Source organism: Neglectibacter sp. X4, from assembly GCF_009917365.1.
In the GTDB taxonomy this organism is placed as follows: domain Bacteria; phylum Bacillota; class Clostridia; order Oscillospirales; family Acutalibacteraceae; genus Acutalibacter.
The window spans coordinates 23,970-41,050 of the sequence record NZ_QWLE01000030.1 but is presented as its reverse complement, the minus strand read 5'-3'; the positions used below and the strand labels follow the sequence as shown (position 1 = coordinate 41,050).

Sequence of the window (17,081 nt, the reverse complement as noted above, 5' to 3'; positions counted from 1 at the left end):
TTTTATCGCCGCGGTACACGTCCGTTGTATCGCTATTTGGGCTGCTATCCGCACTTAATTCGTGTAGACACTATCTAGGCAGGGGGATAAAAATGACAAAACAGTAAAAAGATTACAAATAGTTTACAAAACCCCCGGTTTTTCCCAAAAACCAGGGGTTTTTTATACGGAAATTCCCATTATTCACAGTTTGTTCACAACCTGTTTTGCAAGTTTCCCTGCCTCATCCTTCATTTTTCCGCCCGCTGGAACTCTGTCATATTCTGCCAGTACCGCATGGGCATGTTGCCCCGGCGCAGCTTGGGGTTAATGCGCCCCTCCACAGCGGCAGTGTCATAATACCGCTTCCACAGCGCCTGGAAGCATTCTTCCTCCGGGGTGTGGGCCGGGAAGTCGATACGGTCGGCCTGGAAAAAACCGCGCTGGCCTCCCCGCCTGTGGAAAAAGCCGAACTGGTGGGTCTTTTCGTAAATCATAAAATTTTCTGTGTTAAAGCGCTCACAGAAATGGGGGGCAATCAGGGGCAGCACCGTGTTGTTGGGGGTGATGGTGGCCCCCAGGAAGTCCCCGTAATCCGCGAAGCGGAGGAACTCCACGTGGTAATGGGCCTCGTTTTTCAGGTAGAGCAGGGCCTTGTTCACAGCGTCCACATCGCTGTTGACAGCCAGCCGGGCAGCCCTGCCCCCCTCCTTGTAGCCCAAAAGCAAAAAGCGCAGCAGGCGCATTTCCTTTTCCTCCATACAGGTGAGGAACCCCCGGCGTGCCATGTCCCACACCTCTGGGGAAATCTTTTGGGGGACGGAGCGGGCCACCCTGTCCGCAAGGGCCTCCTCCGTCACGATTTCCCGCACCGGGAACAGGGTGGCCTGTGGCTCGTCCAGAGGCTCGATTCCCAAAGGCAGGGCTTTGTCGAAAAAGCACTGGGCCACGCAGCACAAAAAGCCTGAAAAGCTGCCGTCATACCGATATACAACTCCCTGTGCCATCCTTATCCCTCCTTTCTGTTCCGGTTCTTAGCGGGCGGACGTCTGCCCTAAATCTGCCCTGTCAGCCGCTGCACCTTATCCACCGGGGTAGGGGCAAAAAGGGAAAGCTGCTCCGGGGCGGAAAAGGCTTCCCCCTGCCAGCTTTGCAGGGAGGCGGCGTTTTGGGCAAAGCCCCGCTCGCTGATGGCCCCGGCTATTACCGCCGGGTTGTCCATGGGCAGGGGGGAGATGCTTTTGCCCTTGCAAGTGATGAAATACCGGGCGCGCTTGAGCACCACCCCCAGCTTTTTCAGGCCCTCAAAGTCAAGCTGGCAGTACCGCCGGGCCGACCGGATGCGCATGGCGCTTTTCACCCCAATGCCCGGCACCCGCAGCAGCATTTCATAGGGGGCCTTGTTTACTTCCAGGGGAAAATGCTCCATGTGGTTTACGGCCCAGTTGCATTTGGGATCTAAAAGGGGGTTGAAGTCCGGGTGGGCGTCGTCCAGGATTTCCCCGGCGGCAAAGCCATAAAACCGCAGGAGCCAGTCTGCCTGATAGAGCCTGTGCTCCCGCAGAAGGGGCGGGGGCGTGGAGCGGGCAGGCAGCAGGCTGCTGTTTTCCACCACAGGCATGTAGGCGGAAAAGAACACCCGCTTTAAGCTGTACTTTTTATAGAGGCCCTCGGTGAGGCTTAAAATCTGCCTGTCGCTTTCCGGCGTGGCCCCGATGATCATCTGGGTGGACTGCCCCGCGGGCACAAAGCGGGGCGCGCCCCTGTACACTGCCAGGTCGTGGGCATTCTCCTGGATGCCGTCCCGTATCTGGCCCATGGGCTTTAAAATCTTCTCCTTGCTCTTTTGGGGGGCCAGCAGGGAAAGGCTTTTCTGGGAGGGCAGCTCAATGTTCACGCTCATGCGGTCGGCGTAAAACCCCAGCCGCTGGGTTAAAAGGGGATCTGCCCCGGGGATGGCCTTTACATGGACATACCCCCAGAACTTTTCCTTTTCCCGCAGCATCTGCAGGGTTTGCAGCATCAGCTCGCAGGTGTAATCCGGGTTTTTTACCACAGCAGAGCTTAAAAACAGGCCCTCAATATAGTTGCGGCGGTAAAACTCTATGGTGAGCCTGCACAGCTCCTCCGGGGTGAAGGTGGCCCGGGGGCTGTCCGCTGTGCGGCGGTTCACACAGTAGGCGCAGTCAAAGGCGCAATCGTTGCTTAAAAGCACCTTTAAAAGGGAGATGCACCGCCCGTCTGCCGCGAAGCTGTGGCAGATGCCCGCCTTCACCGCGCTCCCCAGCCGCCCGGGCACTGCCGGCCTGTCCACCCCGCTGGAGGTGCAGGCCACGTCATACTTTGCCGCGTCTGTCAGCACCTCCAGCTTTTCCATCAGGTTCAAACGTCCTCTCCCCTTTCCTTCTGTTTTGTCTCCCCCATGGCTTCTGCTTCCCTGCCCGGACGGTGCATTTCTTCCTTTAAGGAAGAAATGTGCAGGGGCGAAGCCCCGCAAAACCGGCGCAGCCGGTTTCACCGTCCGGGGGGCTGCTGTTTATCGCGCTCCAGCCCCAAGGCCCGGCCCACGCTGTCTTTCCCGAACCGGGCGCGCAGAACGTCCACAGCAGTCTCCAGCTTTTCCCGGCGCTCTGTGCCGTCCTCCTGGGAAAAAAGGCTGAGCTGGGCCTCCCCCGCGTCCACCAGATGCCCGGCCCGCAGGCCCAGCAGGCGCACAACCCACCGCCTGTTTTCCTTGTGGTACAGGGCAAGGGCGGCCCGGTATAAGGACTGGGAGTCGCACACAGGGGCGGGAAGCTTCTGCTGGCGCTGGTACTCTTCAAAGTCCGCGCTGCGCACTGTAATCTGCACTTCTCCGGCCTTCAGGCTGTGCTTGCGCAGCCGGGCCGCCACAGTTTCAGCCAGATCCAGCAGGGTGCAGCGGATCTCGCTTTCTGTGGTGATATCCCGGGGCAGGGTGGTACTGTTGCCGATGGACTTCACTTCTGTCTCCCTGTCCACAGCCGCCACCGGGGCATCGTCCAGGCCGTTGGCATATTTCCACAGGGTATCCCCCAGCTTTCCCAGCATTTGCCGCATGGCGGCAGGCTTCATGCGGGCAATGTCCCCGATGGTGTGCAGGCCGAACTTTCCCAGGGTTTTCGCCGTCTGAGGCCCCACAAACAGCAGATCCGTACAAGGCATTTTCCAGATAACCTCCTCCATGGCCTCCCTGCCGAACACTGTCACCGCATCGGGCTTTTTATAATCGCTTCCCAGCTTTGCGAACACCTTGTTGTAGGAAACCCCGATGGAAACCGTCAGTCCCAGCTCCTCCTTCACAGCCCGGCGGATGCTGTGGGCAATCTGCTCCCCGTCCCCGAAAAGGCTGCCGCTGCCGTACACGTCCAGCCAGCACTCGTCCAAGCTGAAGCTTTCCACTCGGTCTGTATAGCGGCAGTAAATCTCCTTGGCGAGCCTGGAGAAGCGGGCGTACCGCTCGTGATGGGGCGGCAGGATTTGCAGGCCCGGGCACTTGCGCTTTGCCTGCCAGATAGGTTCCGCCGTTTTCACGCCTTTTTCCTTTGCCAGCATGTTTTTGGCCAGGATAATCCCATGGCGGCTTTTTTCGTCCCCTGCCACTGCCATGGGCACGTCCCGGTATTGGGGTGCAAAGAGGCACTCCACAGAAGCATAGAAATTGTTCATATCCACGTGCAGAATCCCGTTTTCCATGGCCGCGCCCCTTTCATTTGCTTTCTACAGCCTTTATTATAGAACATATATTCTTAAAAAGCAAGGGTTTTCCGAAATTTTGTTCTCACCTTCTTTCCCCCCGGGGGACCGGACAGGCCGCGGAAAAGTTCTTTCAAAATTTCACAAAAAGTGTTTGCGTTGCACCCCAACATATAGTATAATTGGGGCAAGGGAAGATCCCCTGAATTTCTTTTGTGAAGGAGTCATGTTTTATGTACTATCTTGGCATCGACCTTGGCGGCACCAACATCGCCGTGGGCATTGTAGATGAGGAAAATAAAATCATTGCCCGCGCCAACAGCAAGACCCAGACCGAAAACGCGGAGCAGGTGGCGGACGCCATGGCGGAAACAGCCCACAAGGCTTTGGAAAGCGCCGGGCTGACCCTGGCAGACGTGCCCTGGATAGGGGTAGGCTCTCCCGGCACTATCAACAAATCCACCGGCATTATTGAGTTTGCCAACAACCTGCCCTTTAAAAACACCCCCATGCAGGAAATGCTTTCCCAGCGCCTGGAGGGCAAGCAGGTACTGATGGAGAACGACGCCAACGCCGCAGCTTTCGGCGAGTACATGGCGGGCGCCCTGAAAGGCTCTGACAACGCTATTGCCATCACCTTGGGCACTGGCGTTGGCGGCGGCATTATCATCAACCACAAAATCTATTCCGGCAGCAACTTCGCCGGCGCCGAGCTGGGCCACACCGTTATCGTGGTGGACGGCCGCCCCTGCACCTGCGGGCGCCACGGCTGCTGGGAGACTTATGCTTCCGCTACCGGCCTTATCAAGACCACCAAAGAGCATATGGCGGACGCTCCTAAGGACTCCCCCCTGTGGACGCTGGCCGACGGCAGCATGGACAATGTAAACGGCCGCACCGCTTTTGACGCCATGCGCCAGGGCGATCCTGTGGGCAAGGAAATTGTGGACGAGTATATCCACTATTTCAGCGTGGGCCTTATTGACATGATTAACATCTTCCAGCCCGACATCCTCTGCGTGGGCGGCGGCATCAGCAACGAGGGCGAAACCCTGCTGGCCCCTGTGCGGGAGTATGTAGAGAAAGAGCAGTATGCCATGAATTCCACCAAAAAGACCACTATCTGCCGGGCAAAGCTGGGCAACGACGCAGGCATCATCGGCGCGGCCCTGCTGGGCAAGATGGAGGACTAAAATACTCCCATGCCTATTTCTGTAAAAACTTTTGGCACTTTGCCTGACGGCAGGGAGGCAAAGCTTTACATCCTGGAAGGCCCGAAGGGGCTTACTCTGGAAGCGACGGATTACGGCTGCCGCGTTCACCGCCTGTGGGTGGCGGACAAGCTTGGAAACCCGGGAGACGTGGTGCTGGGACACCGCACCCTGCCCGAATATTTCGGGGCGAACTTTCAGGGGGCCGCGGTGGGCCGGTATGCCAACCGCATTGGGAACGCGCTGTTCCATCTGGAGGGGAAAGCTTATCCCTTAGCCAAAAATGATGGGGAAAATTCCCTGCATGGCGGCCCTGAAGGCTTTCACCAGGTGCTGTGGCAGGCCAAAACCCAGGACGGGGAGGAGCCGCAAATCACTTTCTCTGCGGAAAGCCCGGAGGGTGAGGAGGGCTTCCCCGGCAGGCTTTCCGTGACGGTGGCTTACACCCTCACAAGGGACGGGGCGCTGCGCATGGAGTACAGCGGCACAGCGGACAAGCCCACGCCCTTTAACCCCACCAACCATTCCTTCTTTAACCTTTCCGGGAATCCCCAGGCGAAAATTTTTGACACCACCCTGCAAATCCATGCCGGGCAGGTGACAGAGGTAACAGACGATCTCATTCCCACAGGGACGCTTCTGCCTGTACAGGGCGGGCCGCTGGACTTTACTTCCCCCAAGCCTTTGGGCCAGGATATGTTCGCGGACGACCATCTGATCCAGGTGTGCGGCGGCTTTGACCACAATTTCTGCGTGGACGGGGAGGGCTTCCGGAAGCTTGCCGAGGCCTTTGAGCCGGAAAGCGGGCGGGTGATGGAGGTGTGGTCGGACATGCCCGGCGTGCAGCTTTACACCTTTAACAAGGTGCCGGAGCCTTTAACCGGCAAGGACGGCAAGGCCATGGAGCCTCACACCGCCTTCTGCCTGGAAACCCAGTTCTATCCCGATTCCCCTAACCAGCCGGGCTTCCCCTTTGCCTTCTTAACCCCGGGAAAAGCTTTTGCTACCAAGACCGAATACCGTTTCTCCATACGGTAAATCCTTGTACTGTACCGGGCCGCCTGGGCGGCCCGGTTTTTCACAGCATGGAGGTGACATGATGAAACGCATAGCCGCTCTTTTGACATTGCTGCCCGCCCTGCTCTTTGCTGCCTGCGGCGGGAAAGATATCGCCCTCACTATCTACGTGCCCCCTGGCAGCGGGGAGGAATTCGCCTATTCCCACGAGGAAATCTCCTCCGATGGGGGCAGCATCACCCTTTCCTGCGGGGAGGGGCTGGGGGACACAGAAGTGGCCCTGCTGCCTGTGGACGACACCCGGCCCCCAAAGCCTTTTTATCTCACCCCGGGGATGCCTGTCACCATGAAGGTGGAAAAGGGCAAGTGGTATAAGGTGGGCGTAAGGATGGAAAACACCGGGGACAAGGATGCCAGCGTCTCTGTGCAGGTGCAGGGCGCAGTGGCGCGCATTGAATAACCCCCCCCTTGGAAAGGAGCCGGAACATGAAAAAAGAAAAGTCCTGCGGCGCCATTGTCTACCGGCAGCGCGACAGCTGGGTGGAGGTGCTGCTTATACGCCACAAAAACGGGGGCCACTGGGCCTTCCCCAAGGGCCACGTGGAAAAGCAGGAGACAGAGGAGGAAACTGCCCTGCGGGAAATCCGAGAGGAAACCGGGCTTACGGTGAAGCTGAACACCGCTTTCCGCCACATGGTCACCTACAGCCCCAAGCCGGGGGTTTTAAAGGATGTGATTTATTTTGCCGGGAAAGTGTCCGGCGGCGACCAGAAAGCCCAGGAAGAGGAGGTTACCGGCATGAAATGGGAAACCCCTCAGCAGGCCCTCGCCAGCGTCACCTATGAAAACGACCAGGAAACCCTCCGGGCCTTCCTGCGCTGGTGGGAAAGCCAGCCCTTGTAATACACCCCCGCTTCTGCCCCGCGCCCTGTGCGCGGGGCTTTTTTTGCCTTCCGCGGTTCCCGGTTCTAATCCCCCGGCCTGTCCCATAGATATAGACAGAACGGGAACAGGCGCACGAAGGTTTTTGGAGATTCGTAAGAACTTTTTCCTTAAAAAAGGTTCTTACGCCGCCGGAGCCATGTACATCAAGAAAGGGGGAAGCCGCATGGATACCATGGGTTTTGACAGGATTGCCAGGGAACTGCCTGCCTACCGGGACAGGCTTTTGCATGTGGAGGACAGCGTAAAGGCCCAGGCCTTTGACATACGCTTCTGCTTGGGCCAGCCGGTAAGCCTTTGCGGCAGGGACGGCATTTTCTTCCTTACAGAAGGGGGCGGCGCCACCCGGGCGCTGACAGGCGCTTTGCCCGCTGTGACAGCGGAAGAGCTGCAGGCGTTGTTTTTACAGGTGTGCGGGCACTCGGTGTTCAGCCACGAGGAGGAGATCCGCCAGGGCTATGTGTCCTTTGGGGGCTTCTGCCGGGCCGGGCTGTGCGGCACTGCTGTGCTGGAAAATGGGAAAATCAAAACCCTGCGGGACATCACCACCCTGGTTTTCCGCATCCCCCGGGAGCGCCAGGGCTGCGGGGACAGGCTCTTTCTGGAAACCGGAGGGCTTACAGGCGGGGTGCTCATAGCCGGGGAGCCTTCCAGCGGCAAAACCACCCTTTTGCGAGATATTGCCCGGTCTTTGTCTTTGGGGAAATTTGCCCCGGCTAAACGGGTGGCGGTGCTGGATCAGCGGGGGGAAATCAGCGGGCCATGGGACTTAGGGCCATGCACCGACGTGCTTAGGGGATGTCCCAAGGCGCTGGGGCTGGACATAGCCCTGCGGATGCTCTCCCCGGAGGTGGTGGTGTGCGACGAGCTGGCCCCTGAGGATTTCGCCCCCCTGCAAAAGGCGGCCTTTTCCGGGGTGGCCCTTATCGCCTCTGTCCACGCTGCCCCGGGGGATCTGCTGCGCCGCCCGCTGTGCCGCCGGCTTTTGGGCACGGGGGCCTTTTCCCTGGCGGTAACTTTGGCGGGCCGCAGCCATCCGGGGGAAATTGCCGCCATAGAAAGTATGCAGGGCTTTACAAGCCCCTGCGCGGAGGATTCCAGATGAAGAAACACGAACATACCGCAGCCGGGCGTACATGCCCCGGCTTCCGGATATGATGAAGCTTTTGGGCAGCGTTTTCCTGCTGCTGGGGGGCCTGCTCTGGGGCTTTTCCAAGGCCCGGGAGCTTTGGCAGCGGGAACGGCTGCTGGGGCAGTGGCAGCGGCTGATTGAATCCCTGAAAACCGGCGTAAGCTTTGCCGCCCGGCCTTTGGGGGATCTGATACGGGAGGACGGCTCTCCCTTCTGCCGGGAAGCCGCCGCCTCCCCCCTCTTTTCCCAGAACCCCCAGCAGGCCCTTTTGCAGGCGGGGAACCGGCTTTTGCCCCGGCAGGGGGACAAGGCCCTGTATCAGGGCTTTGCCCAAGGGCTGGGGGCAAGCGACGCCGCCGGGCAGCTCCGGCACCTGGAGCTGTATGCCTCCCTGGTGGGCCAGGCCCTGCTGGAGGCCCGGGAGGAGCGGGACAAGCGGAGCCGGCTTTACATCTGCCTGGGGCTTTTCGGCGGGCTGACCCTGTGCTTACTCTTGCTTTAGGGCATGCCCGCTCAAAGCCAAAGCATCCCGGGGAAAGGAAGGAACAGGAACGTGGAAGTAGACCTGATTTTTAAAATTGCGGCTATCGGCATTATTGTGGCGGTTTTAAACCAGCTTCTCATCCGCTCCGGCAGGGAGGAGCAGGCCATGATGACCACTTTGGCGGGGCTGATTGTGGTGCTGATGATGATAATCAATGAGATAAACGCCTTGTTCCAGGCCGTGAAGGCCATTTTTGACCTATGACCGCCTGGGCTGTCTGCGCCCTGTGCGCCGCGGCCTTTGGGGCTGTCCTGAAAAAAAACAACCGGGAGCTTTCCCTGCTGCTTACGGCGGGGGCGGCGGCGCTGCTGCTGCTCTCCGCTTTAGAGGGCCTTGCCCCTCTTGTTTCCCGGCTGGAGGACACAGCGGCGGCCCTGCCGGGGGAATATGGCAAAATCATGCTGAAGGCGGTGGGCATTGCTGTGACAGGGCAGTTTGCCAGCCACACCTGCAAGGACGCCGGGGAATCTGCCCTGGCCTTTGCCGTAGAGCTTTCCGCCAAGGCCGCCATCCTGGCGGCGGCCTTTCCCCTGATTACCCAGCTTTTGGGATATGTGGGGGAAATTCTGGGGGCATAGGCAGAGCGCTGGCACGCCCCGCAGCCCCTTTTAAAAGCAAGGGAAGCATTCCTTTGGGAATGCCTGGAGTCTCTAAAACAAAGGAAAGGAGGGCGCCGTCATGGAGCGAACCGCAAAAACAAAGCTGCTGGCTGCCGCCCTTTCCTGCCTGGTGATGTTTGTCCTTCTGGGGGCAGGCACAAAGGCCCAGGGTGCAGAGGCGGAAAGCCTGCCGGAGCAGATTGCGAAAAAAAGCGGCCTGACAGAAGCCATGGACAGCCTGGACAGGGGCACAAAGGCCCTGTTAAACCAATGGGGGGCAGATAATCTGGGGGAAGAGGGCCTGGATGGCGGGAGAATCTTTCAGGCCCTGTGCGCCCTGGTGCAGGAAAAGCTGACAGGCCCCTTAAAAGCCTGGGGGGCTGTTCTGGGCGTTCTGCTGCTGTGCCGCCTTGCCGGATGCATGGAGGAAGGCTCCCTCAGCCCTATGGTTCCTCTCATCGGGTGCCTGGCCTGCGCCGCCATAACCCTGCCTGCCATCCTGGCCCTGCTGGCCCAGTGCGCTGTTACGGCGGAAAGCGCCTCTGCCTTCCTCCTGGCCAGTATGCCCGCCTACGGGGCCTTGCTTGCCGCTTCCGGCAGCGTGGCGGCAGGCAGCGCCTACACCTTTCTCACCCTGGGGGCGGGCAGCGCCCTGCCCCTGCTTTCCTCCGGCCTGCTGCTGCCCCTGCTGCGGATATATCTGGCCCTGGCTGTTTCCTCCGGCGTTTCCGGCATGCCGGTGCAGAGGCTTTCCGCCAGCCTTTACAGCTTCATAAAGTGGATGCTGGTGCTGGCGGTTACCCTGTTTTCCGGCATCCTCTCCATCCAAACCATCCTTAACACCCACATAGACGCTGCCGCCGGAAAAACCGTGAAGCTGATTGCCTCCTCCGCCATCCCCATTGTGGGCGGGGCCTTGGGGGACGCGGTGGGGGCCATCCAAAGCAGCGTGCAGGTGGTGCGCTCCGGGGCCGGGGCCTTTGGGATGCTGGCGGCGCTGTGCATTTTCGCCCCGTCCATAATAGAGGCCTCCATCTGGGCCGGGGTGTGTATTCTGGGGCAGATAGCCGGGGAGCTTTTCGGCGTTCCTGCCGCCGCCGGGCTTTTAGGCTCCTGCGCCTCGGCGGCAAAGCTGGTGCTGGCAGTGCTTGCAAGCCTTTGTGTGGTGTGCCTCACCTGCGCGGGAGTGGTGCTGTTTGCGAAAGGAGGATAAGCGTATGAAAAACACAAAAGAAAGGAAAGATACCGGGCACAAAGCGCCGCCTTTTCATGGCTTTTTGTGCATATCCTGTATCCCGAAATGATTATGGCTCAAGTTTTAGAAGGGGCTTCCTGGCTGTGTACGGCCCTTATCGCCATTGGGGCCATAGGAAACCTGTGCCCCCAGGACAAAATGGTGCGCTTTGTCCAGTCCCTCATTGTCCTCACCCTGCTGGCCTCCATTGCCTCCTCCCTGCTCACTGCCCGGTGGGATTTTGCCCTGCCAAAGGCCCAGGCCCAGGAAACCGGGGCAGATCTGACGGCTTTTTTAAACAGCCAGTATGAGCAGGCCACAGAGGAGGAAGCGGAAGGGGCTGTGCGGGGCCTTTTGGGGGCCGCAGGGCTTTCCCCGAAAAAAATTCACGTAAGCATAACTAGTTCGGCGGATTCCGGCATAGTATTAGCGAAGGTAAGCGCGGCCTTTTCCTATCCGGCAGAGGCGGAGAGGGCCAGGGCGCTGCTGGGAAATGTGCTGGGGGACGGCGTGATACTTGAGGTAACAGCAGATGGATCTTAAAAAAGCGGGAGAATGGGTGAAAAAAGCCCTGCAAAAGGAAAACGCCCTGCGCTGGGCTGTGATTTTAGGCATATGCGGCATCGCTTTGCTGGCCCTATCAAGCCTTGATTTGCAAAAACCCCAGCCACAGGAGCAGCAGGCAGAGGAAGCAGAGGACGGCACTGCCTATGCCAGGGCGCTGGAGGCGGATTTGTCCCGGATTGTCACCGCCATCACCGGGGAGCACAGCCCCGCGGTGATGATAACCCTAGAAAACAGCGGCAGGCGGGTATTCGCCGCAGACAAGCGGGAAAGCGGGCAGCAGGGCGGGGATGGGGCCTGGGAAAAGGAATCGTCCCATGTGCTTGTGGAGGATGAAAAAGGCTCTCAGCGGCCCCTGACCGTTACGGAAACCCAGCCGAAAATTCAGGGGGTGGTGATTGTCAGCGCCAAGGCGGGGGATCCCGCTATCCGGGAAAAGCTGGTGAACGCCGCCAAAACCGCCCTGGGCGTGCCCTCCTCCCGGGTGTGCGTTACCTGCGGGGGGTGAGGGGATTTGGAGGAAAACATAAGCCACTGGCAAACATATAAAAACACACTGGAGGTATCAGCATGAAATTCGGCAGAAAGCAATTGGTTCTAGCGTCCCTGGTTCTGGCCCTGGGAGCAGCGGTCTATCTCAACTGGCAGTTTGCAGGCACCAACAAACTGCCTATTGGGGACGGGGAGGACACCAGCAGCCAGTTGGGCGCGGCCCAGCTTGTGAACAACGCCTACGTGGAAACCGTTACCGACGACCTGCAGGCCAAGGCTGGAACAGACATGTTCGCTGAGGCCCGCTTAAGCCGCCAGAACTCCCGGGACGAGGCCCTGGAGCTTTTAGACGGGGTGCTGGAGGATGTGGACGCGGACAGCGAGGCCAAGAAGGCCGCTGTGGAGGAGGCTTCCGCCATGGCCCAGAACATCCTCAAGGAGACAAATGTAGAAAGCCTCCTCAAGGCCAAGGGCTACGAGGAAAGCGTGGCCTACATCACAACGGAGGAGTGCAGCGTGGTGGTGGCCGGGGATTTGCAGGACAGCGACATGCTTATTGTGCAGGAAATCGTCATAGAGCAAACCGGCCTGACAGCGGAGAAAATCAAAATTATCGGTACAAAATAAAAACAGGGGAAATGGCTTTTATAGGAAACGCGGTTCCTATAAAATTGCCATTTCCCCTGTTTTTGGCATTTCCCGCCCGACAAAGAAATTTAACACAGAGTGGCTTCAAAAAGGCCGCTCAGATGGTAATTACAAGGTTATGAATACAGCTTCTTAAACCTGCTGGGCCGGGAGCCTGTTCTCTAAAGGGCCAAAGGGCGGCTTTTGGGATGAGTCCACCTGGATAACCGAGCAGGGCGGGCCGCTGTTCTGGGGAAACCAAAAACCGCCCAAGGCCACTGCCAGGGCGGCAAGAAGGAGCAGCACCAGCCGTCCTGTTTTCTGTTCCTTTTCTGTCATACGGATCCCTCCCGGCGCAGTTTTTCCAAAAATGCCTCGAACACCGGAGGCACCGGAGACGCAAACTCCATATAATCCCCTGTGGCGGGATGGAGGAAGCCGATTTTTCCCGCGTGCAGGCACTGGCCCTCCAGGGCTGTTATCACCTTTTTGGGGCCGTATACCGGATCCCCCGCCACAGGATGGCCCAGGCTTGCCATGTGGACGCGGATTTGGTGGGTGCGGCCGGTTTCCAGCCTTAGGCGCAGATAGGTAAAGCCTGGAAAGCGCTGCTCTACAAAATAGTGGGTGACCGCGTGGCGGGCAGAGGGGGAATCGGGCCGCACAGCCATTTTTTTCCTATCCGCCTGGTGCCTGCCCAGGGGCCTGTCCACCGTACCTTCGTCCTGCTTCACCCTGCCATACACCACGGCCCTGTACTCCCGGGTGAGGCTGTGGGCCTGTATCTGGCTGGCTAAGGCCTGGTGGGCCTGGTCAGTTTTTGCCACCACCAGCAGGCCGCTGGTATCTTTGTCAATGCGGTGGACAATGCCGGGGCGCAACACGCCGTTGATGCCGGAGAGGGAATCCCCGCAGTGGAAGAGCAGGGCATTTACCAGGGTTCCCCTCTCGCTGCCCGGAGCCGGGTGCACCACCATGCCTTTGGGCTTATTCACCACCAGCAGCTCCCCGTCCTCATACACCACGTCCAGCGGGATGTTTTCCGCCTCTGCCAAAAGGGGCTTTGGCTCTGGCAAAGACACCTCCAGCAGCGCGCCTGCCGGAAGCCGGGCACTTTTTGCCAGGGGCTTCCCTTCCCGCGTCACAAGTCCCTCTGCCAGCAGGCGCTGTACCCCGGAGCGGGTGACGCCTGGCAGGGCCTGGGCCAAAAGCTTGTCAAGCCTTTGGCCCTCTTCCTCCACTGTGACGAAAACCCTTTCCCCCACAGCTCAGCCCTCCCCGGCGGCTTCTTTTTCCGCCTTCTCCCGCCGGGCCGTTACCAGGTAATGGCAGAAAAAGCACACCACGCCAATGGTTACGCAGCAGTCTGCCACGTTGAAGATATAGGGAAAAAACAGCACATGGATGAAATCCACCACAAAGCCATGGGAAAACCTGTCTATAAGGTTTCCAAGCCCGCCTGCCAGCAGCAGCATGGCGGTGATATAGCTGAAAACTGTGTGCCCTTTATAAAACAGGAGGGCCAGCAGGATAAACACGCACACCACGGCTGTGCAGGCTACCACCAGCCAGATAAGCCCGTCGAAAAGGCCCATGGCCGCCGCGTAATTTTCCACATAGGAAAATTCCAGCAAGCCCGGGATGACCGCTACAGGGGGCTTGCCCCGCAGGTTTTCCAGCACCAGGGCCTTGGAAGCCTGATCCCCCCCTACCAGCAGGGCCGCGCCCAAAAGCACAGCCAGGGCTGCCCACCACTTTTTCTTCGTTTCTGCCACGCTTTCCTCCTTATTTCTTCCGCTTGCGCCCCTTGGCGTCCAGCTCTACCCCGTCGCCAAATTCCAGGTTGCTGTAATGGCTGCTCTTTTCCCGGCGCAGGGTTTCCGGAATGCTGCTGTAGGTTTGCAGGTCGATGCCCACGTCAGACAGATCCCCGGCCATATAGTCGCTTTCCGGCACAGAGGGCTGTAACTGCTCCTGGACATAGCTTACCCGGTCATGCAGCCCGGGGGCCTCCTCCGCCTCCTGCCGCTGGCGCTGGGCTTCCCGCTGCTGCTCAAGCTGCCGCTGGCGTTCCGCCTCCCGCTGCTGCTCTAACTGCCGCTGGCGTTCCGCTTCCCGCTGCTGCTCGAGCTGCCGCTGGCGTTCCGCTTCCCGCTGCCGTTCCAGCTCCCGCTGGCGCTGGATTTCCCGCTGCCGCTCCAGTTCCCTTTCTTCCTCCATCTGCCGCTTCTGCTGAGCCTGCCGCTCCTCTAACAGCCGCTGTTCCCGCTGTACCTCAGACTCCTCCTCCCGATGGCTTTCCTCTGTTTCCTTCAGACGGAAAGAGGGGATGTGGTCGATACACTCCAAATGCTTTTTATACATTTCCAAAAGGGACACCCGGAAGGTGGATACCTGCCGCTTGATTTCCTCCAGCTCCGCCTTTTTGGACTCTGCCTGGGCGGCATACTCCCCGGCGGTTTTAGACGCCTCTGTTTTGGCGTCATCCAGGATTTTTTCCGCCTCGTCCTTGGCATCCTCCAGCATCAGGGAGGCCTTGTCCCGGGCCTGCTGCACAGCCTCCTTGCCCATGCGCTGGGCGCTGATGATGGCCTCTTTAATGCCGTCCTCGTCTGCCCGGTAGGACTCGATTTTCTGGGCCAGGATGGAGAGCTTTTTCTGCAGCTCCCCGTTTCTGGCGTTTAGATCTTCGATTTTCCCGGCAAGGGCCGCGTTCTGCTGGCTAAGCTCCTGAAGCTGCTGCCGGGCGGCGTCCCGCTCCTGCTCCAGTTCTGTGAAAGAAGCCGCCACCTCGTCAATAAAATTATCTACATCCTCCGGCTTATAGCCGGAAAAGCCGGCCTTTCCAAAGCTTACCTCGTTAATTTCCTTTACTGTCAGCATTGGTTCGGTATCCCCCTTATTCATATTTCCTGCATTGTACCGAAAGCCGGCCCTTTTGGGTTAAGGGTCCCAGCCGGTCTATAATATATTTCCCATGCCCCCGGATGGAGAGCACGTCCCCCTCCGCCACCCGGGCGCTGGGGCTGCAAATTTCACGATGGTTTACCTGCACCAGCCCCAGAACCACCATGGAGGCGGCTTTTTCCCGGCTGATGCGGGCGGCGAGGGCTGTGAGGCAGTCTAAGCGGCTGGAAGCCGCCACGCCTTTTATCTCCTTAAAGGTGTGGCCCACAGGCAAAGGCTCTTCCGCACCCAGCCGGGCCTTCACCCCCACCCGGCCTATTTTCGGAAGGTTCTCCGCGAAATAGGGCGCAAGCTCCGCCTTCACAAAGGCTACGCAGCGGCCCTCCCCGATGAGGATGTCCCCTACCACGCTGCGCTCCACCCCCAGGCCCAGCATGGCCCCCAGGAAGTCCCGGTGGCCGGGCTTGTCGGCGGGGCGGAAGGAGAAGGTTACCGCCTTTATGGGGAAGGCCTGGGCGTCTGCCTCCATATAATCCGGAAAAAGCCCCAGCATGGCGCGCTCCGCCTCCGGGAAGCCGCCCCAAAAGGCAAAGGAAACATCCCGCCTGCGGGAAAGGGCTTCTGAAAGGACTGCCCTGCCGCCCTCGTCCAGGAACCCTAAAAAGGCCGGACGGCCCCGGGCCTTGCGCAAACCATCCTCCAGCTTTCTCAAAAGCAAATCGGCATCGTATCCCACAGCCTGCCCCTAGAAATACATGCCGCTGCTTTCCAGCTCGTCCAGGATTTCGTCGCCGGAAATATCCACGTCATAGGGCGTGATGATAAAGGTGCTGGTGGCAACCCGCTGTATTTTCCCGTTGTTGGCATAGGCCACGCCGCTTAAAAAATCTACAATGCGCCTGGAAACGTCCTTCTCCGTCTTTTCCAGGTTCAGCACCACTGTGTGCCTGCGCAGAAGCTCGTCCGCAATGGTTTTGGCCTCCTCCCCAAAGGAAACCGGCCGGAACAGCACCACCTGGGGCCGCTGCTTTGCATGGAAATCCACCACCTTGCCTGTGTCCCGCCCGCTCCAGGAGGAGCTGGAACGGGTGGAAAAGGTGTCGAAGCCGTAGTCTGTACTGCTGCGCCTGGGTTCCCCGTAGGATCCGCCGCCGGAGGGCTGGGGATCCTCTTCCTCCTCCCCCTCCTCGTAGTAGTCGTCATATTCATATTCGTCATCCGGCGGATTCCACATCCGCTGCAATTTTTCTTTTAAGCCTGCCATATCAACCGCCACGGGGCGCGGGGCCTCTGCGGGGAAAGGCCTTTTCCCCTGCCGCCCGGCACCGTTTCCTTTCTTCCGTATTTTTCACCCGGCCGTCTTTCCGCCGCTTCCCCTTTTTTCACACATACTGGCGCGCCCCGAACAGGGAAGAGCCTACCCGCACCATTGTGGCCCCGCAGGCCACAGCCAGGGGGAAGTCTGACGACATGCCCATGGAAAGGCTGTGCATATTAACATTATCCAATTTTTTAGCCGCTATGTCAACATAATATTTGCGCATGGCGGAAAAATAGCCCGATAATACAGTTTCTTTGTCACAAACAGGGGGAATTGCCATCAATCCGTTTACAGAAATGCCCGGAAATTCCCTGATTTGGTCGATAAACCCGTATAAGGCGTCGGGGTCCACCCCGCCCTTCTGCTCCTCCCGCCCGATGTTCACCTGCACCAGCACCTTGGTTACAAGGCCCTGGGCGGCGCTGAGCCGGGCGATTTCCCTGGCAAGCTTCACGCTGTCCACCGACTGGATGCAGCTTACCTTTCCTATCAGGTATTTCACCTTGTTGGTTTGCAGCCGCCCGATAAACTGCAGGTCGCAGGCCTCCCTTTCCAGTGCGCCATACTTGTCCAGAAGCTCCTGCACCCGGTTTTCCCCGATGTGGAAAAGCCCCTGGGAGATGGCGTACCGGATGGTTTCCGCGGGAACGGTTTTGGTGGCTGCCAGCAGGGACACTTCCCGGGGATCCCGCCCGGCCTTTTCCGCCGCCCGGGCTATTTCCTCCCCCACTCTTTTAAAATTCTCATCAAAGCTTCTCATGGCTTCTGTTGCCAGGCTTCCCACACGAATCCTCCCTT

22 protein-coding genes are annotated in these 17,081 nt (G+C 59.1%); 12 read left to right on the top strand and 10 right to left on the bottom strand.

The window, feature by feature from the left end; translation table 11 throughout:
* Positions 1-230: 230 nt before the first annotated feature.
* The 3 genes from D1841_RS10960 to dinB form a co-directional block, all read right to left on the bottom strand.
* A complete protein-coding gene (locus D1841_RS10960) occupies positions 231-986 on the bottom strand; it encodes a TIGR03915 family putative DNA repair protein (protein ID WP_160643082.1) in 756 nt (251 codons plus the stop codon).
* Positions 987-1,033: 47 nt separating this feature from the next.
* Positions 1,034-2,365, bottom strand: a complete 1,332-nt coding sequence (locus D1841_RS10955) for a putative DNA modification/repair radical SAM protein (RefSeq protein ID WP_160643081.1) — start codon at positions 2,363-2,365, stop codon at positions 1,034-1,036.
* A gap of 128 nt (positions 2,366-2,493) precedes the next feature.
* A complete protein-coding gene (dinB, locus tag D1841_RS10950; protein ID WP_160643080.1) occupies positions 2,494-3,693 on the bottom strand; it encodes a DNA polymerase IV in 1,200 nt (399 codons plus the stop codon).
* Between the two features lie 233 nt (positions 3,694-3,926).
* On the opposite strand from dinB, the gene D1841_RS10945 reads away from it, so the two are divergent.
* The 12 genes from D1841_RS10945 (at position 3,927) to D1841_RS10890 (ending at position 12,055) form a co-directional block, all read left to right on the top strand.
* Positions 3,927-4,886, top strand: a complete 960-nt coding sequence (locus tag D1841_RS10945) for an ROK family protein (RefSeq protein WP_160643079.1) — start codon at positions 3,927-3,929, stop codon at positions 4,884-4,886.
* 9 nt (positions 4,887-4,895) lie between these two features.
* Positions 4,896-5,942, top strand: a complete 1,047-nt coding sequence (locus tag D1841_RS10940; RefSeq protein ID WP_160643078.1) for an aldose epimerase family protein — start codon at positions 4,896-4,898, stop codon at positions 5,940-5,942.
* Between the two features lie 58 nt (positions 5,943-6,000).
* Positions 6,001-6,381: a hypothetical protein gene (locus D1841_RS10935; RefSeq protein WP_237076296.1), complete on the top strand. Its 381-nt coding sequence runs from the start codon at positions 6,001-6,003 to the stop codon at positions 6,379-6,381.
* A gap of 26 nt (positions 6,382-6,407) precedes the next feature.
* Positions 6,408-6,824 carry a bis(5'-nucleosyl)-tetraphosphatase gene (locus D1841_RS10930; RefSeq protein WP_160643077.1) on the top strand — a complete coding sequence of 139 codons (417 nt, stop codon included), beginning with the start codon at positions 6,408-6,410 and terminating at the stop codon, positions 6,822-6,824.
* Positions 6,825-7,029: 205 nt separating this feature from the next.
* Entirely contained in the window at positions 7,030-7,968 is a 939-nt protein-coding gene (locus D1841_RS10925; RefSeq protein WP_160643076.1) for a stage III sporulation protein AA, read from the top strand.
* A gap of 31 nt (positions 7,969-7,999) precedes the next feature.
* On the top strand, positions 8,000-8,497 hold the full coding sequence (locus tag D1841_RS10920; RefSeq protein WP_160643075.1) for a stage III sporulation protein AB: 498 nt from the start codon (positions 8,000-8,002) through the stop codon (positions 8,495-8,497).
* Positions 8,498-8,548: 51 nt separating this feature from the next.
* The gene (gene spoIIIAC, locus D1841_RS10915; protein WP_160643074.1) at positions 8,549-8,743 is read left to right on the top strand and encodes a stage III sporulation protein AC; all 195 of its coding nucleotides are present in this window, start codon (positions 8,549-8,551) and stop codon (positions 8,741-8,743) included.
* Positions 8,740-9,117, top strand: a complete 378-nt coding sequence (locus D1841_RS10910) for a stage III sporulation AC/AD family protein (protein ID WP_160643073.1) — start codon at positions 8,740-8,742, stop codon at positions 9,115-9,117. Before spoIIIAC ends, D1841_RS10910 begins: the two co-directional genes overlap by 4 nt.
* A gap of 100 nt (positions 9,118-9,217) precedes the next feature.
* Entirely contained in the window at positions 9,218-10,351 is a 1,134-nt protein-coding gene (locus D1841_RS10905; RefSeq protein WP_160643072.1) for a hypothetical protein, read from the top strand.
* A gap of 93 nt (positions 10,352-10,444) precedes the next feature.
* A complete protein-coding gene (locus D1841_RS10900) occupies positions 10,445-10,915 on the top strand; it encodes a hypothetical protein (RefSeq protein ID WP_160643071.1) in 471 nt (156 codons plus the stop codon).
* The gene (locus tag D1841_RS10895) at positions 10,905-11,444 is read left to right on the top strand and encodes a hypothetical protein (RefSeq protein WP_160643070.1); all 540 of its coding nucleotides are present in this window, start codon (positions 10,905-10,907) and stop codon (positions 11,442-11,444) included. The genes D1841_RS10900 and D1841_RS10895 overlap by 11 nt, the downstream gene beginning before the upstream one ends.
* 62 nt (positions 11,445-11,506) lie before the next feature.
* Positions 11,507-12,055: a SpoIIIAH-like family protein gene (locus D1841_RS10890; RefSeq protein ID WP_160643069.1), complete on the top strand. Its 549-nt coding sequence runs from the start codon at positions 11,507-11,509 to the stop codon at positions 12,053-12,055.
* Positions 12,056-12,208: 153 nt separating this feature from the next.
* Here the strand turns inward: D1841_RS10890 and D1841_RS10885 are convergent, their stop codons facing one another.
* From D1841_RS10885 to D1841_RS10855, 7 genes are all read right to left on the bottom strand, one after another.
* Complete coding sequence (locus tag D1841_RS10885; protein ID WP_160643068.1) at positions 12,209-12,394, bottom strand: hypothetical protein; 186 nt, start codon at positions 12,392-12,394, stop codon at positions 12,209-12,211.
* Positions 12,391-13,320, bottom strand: coding sequence for an RluA family pseudouridine synthase (locus tag D1841_RS10880; RefSeq protein ID WP_160643067.1), 930 nt, complete (start codon positions 13,318-13,320; stop codon positions 12,391-12,393). The genes D1841_RS10885 and D1841_RS10880 overlap by 4 nt, the downstream gene beginning before the upstream one ends.
* Before the next feature lie 3 nt (positions 13,321-13,323).
* Complete coding sequence (gene lspA / locus D1841_RS10875; protein ID WP_160643066.1) at positions 13,324-13,830, bottom strand: signal peptidase II; 507 nt, start codon at positions 13,828-13,830, stop codon at positions 13,324-13,326.
* A 10-nt stretch (positions 13,831-13,840) separates the two neighbouring features.
* Positions 13,841-14,938, bottom strand: coding sequence for a DivIVA domain-containing protein (locus D1841_RS10870; RefSeq protein ID WP_160643065.1), 1,098 nt, complete (start codon positions 14,936-14,938; stop codon positions 13,841-13,843).
* Between the two features lie 16 nt (positions 14,939-14,954).
* The gene (locus tag D1841_RS19180) at positions 14,955-15,698 is read right to left on the bottom strand and encodes a YlmH/Sll1252 family protein (protein ID WP_160643064.1); all 744 of its coding nucleotides are present in this window, start codon (positions 15,696-15,698) and stop codon (positions 14,955-14,957) included.
* Positions 15,699-15,707: 9 nt separating this feature from the next.
* A complete protein-coding gene (locus tag D1841_RS10860) occupies positions 15,708-16,226 on the bottom strand; it encodes a cell division protein SepF (RefSeq protein ID WP_160643087.1) in 519 nt (172 codons plus the stop codon).
* Between the two features lie 118 nt (positions 16,227-16,344).
* Positions 16,345-17,067 carry a YggS family pyridoxal phosphate-dependent enzyme gene (locus D1841_RS10855; protein ID WP_347563980.1) on the bottom strand — a complete coding sequence of 241 codons (723 nt, stop codon included), beginning with the start codon at positions 17,065-17,067 and terminating at the stop codon, positions 16,345-16,347.
* Between the last annotated feature and the right edge of the window lie 14 nt (positions 17,068-17,081).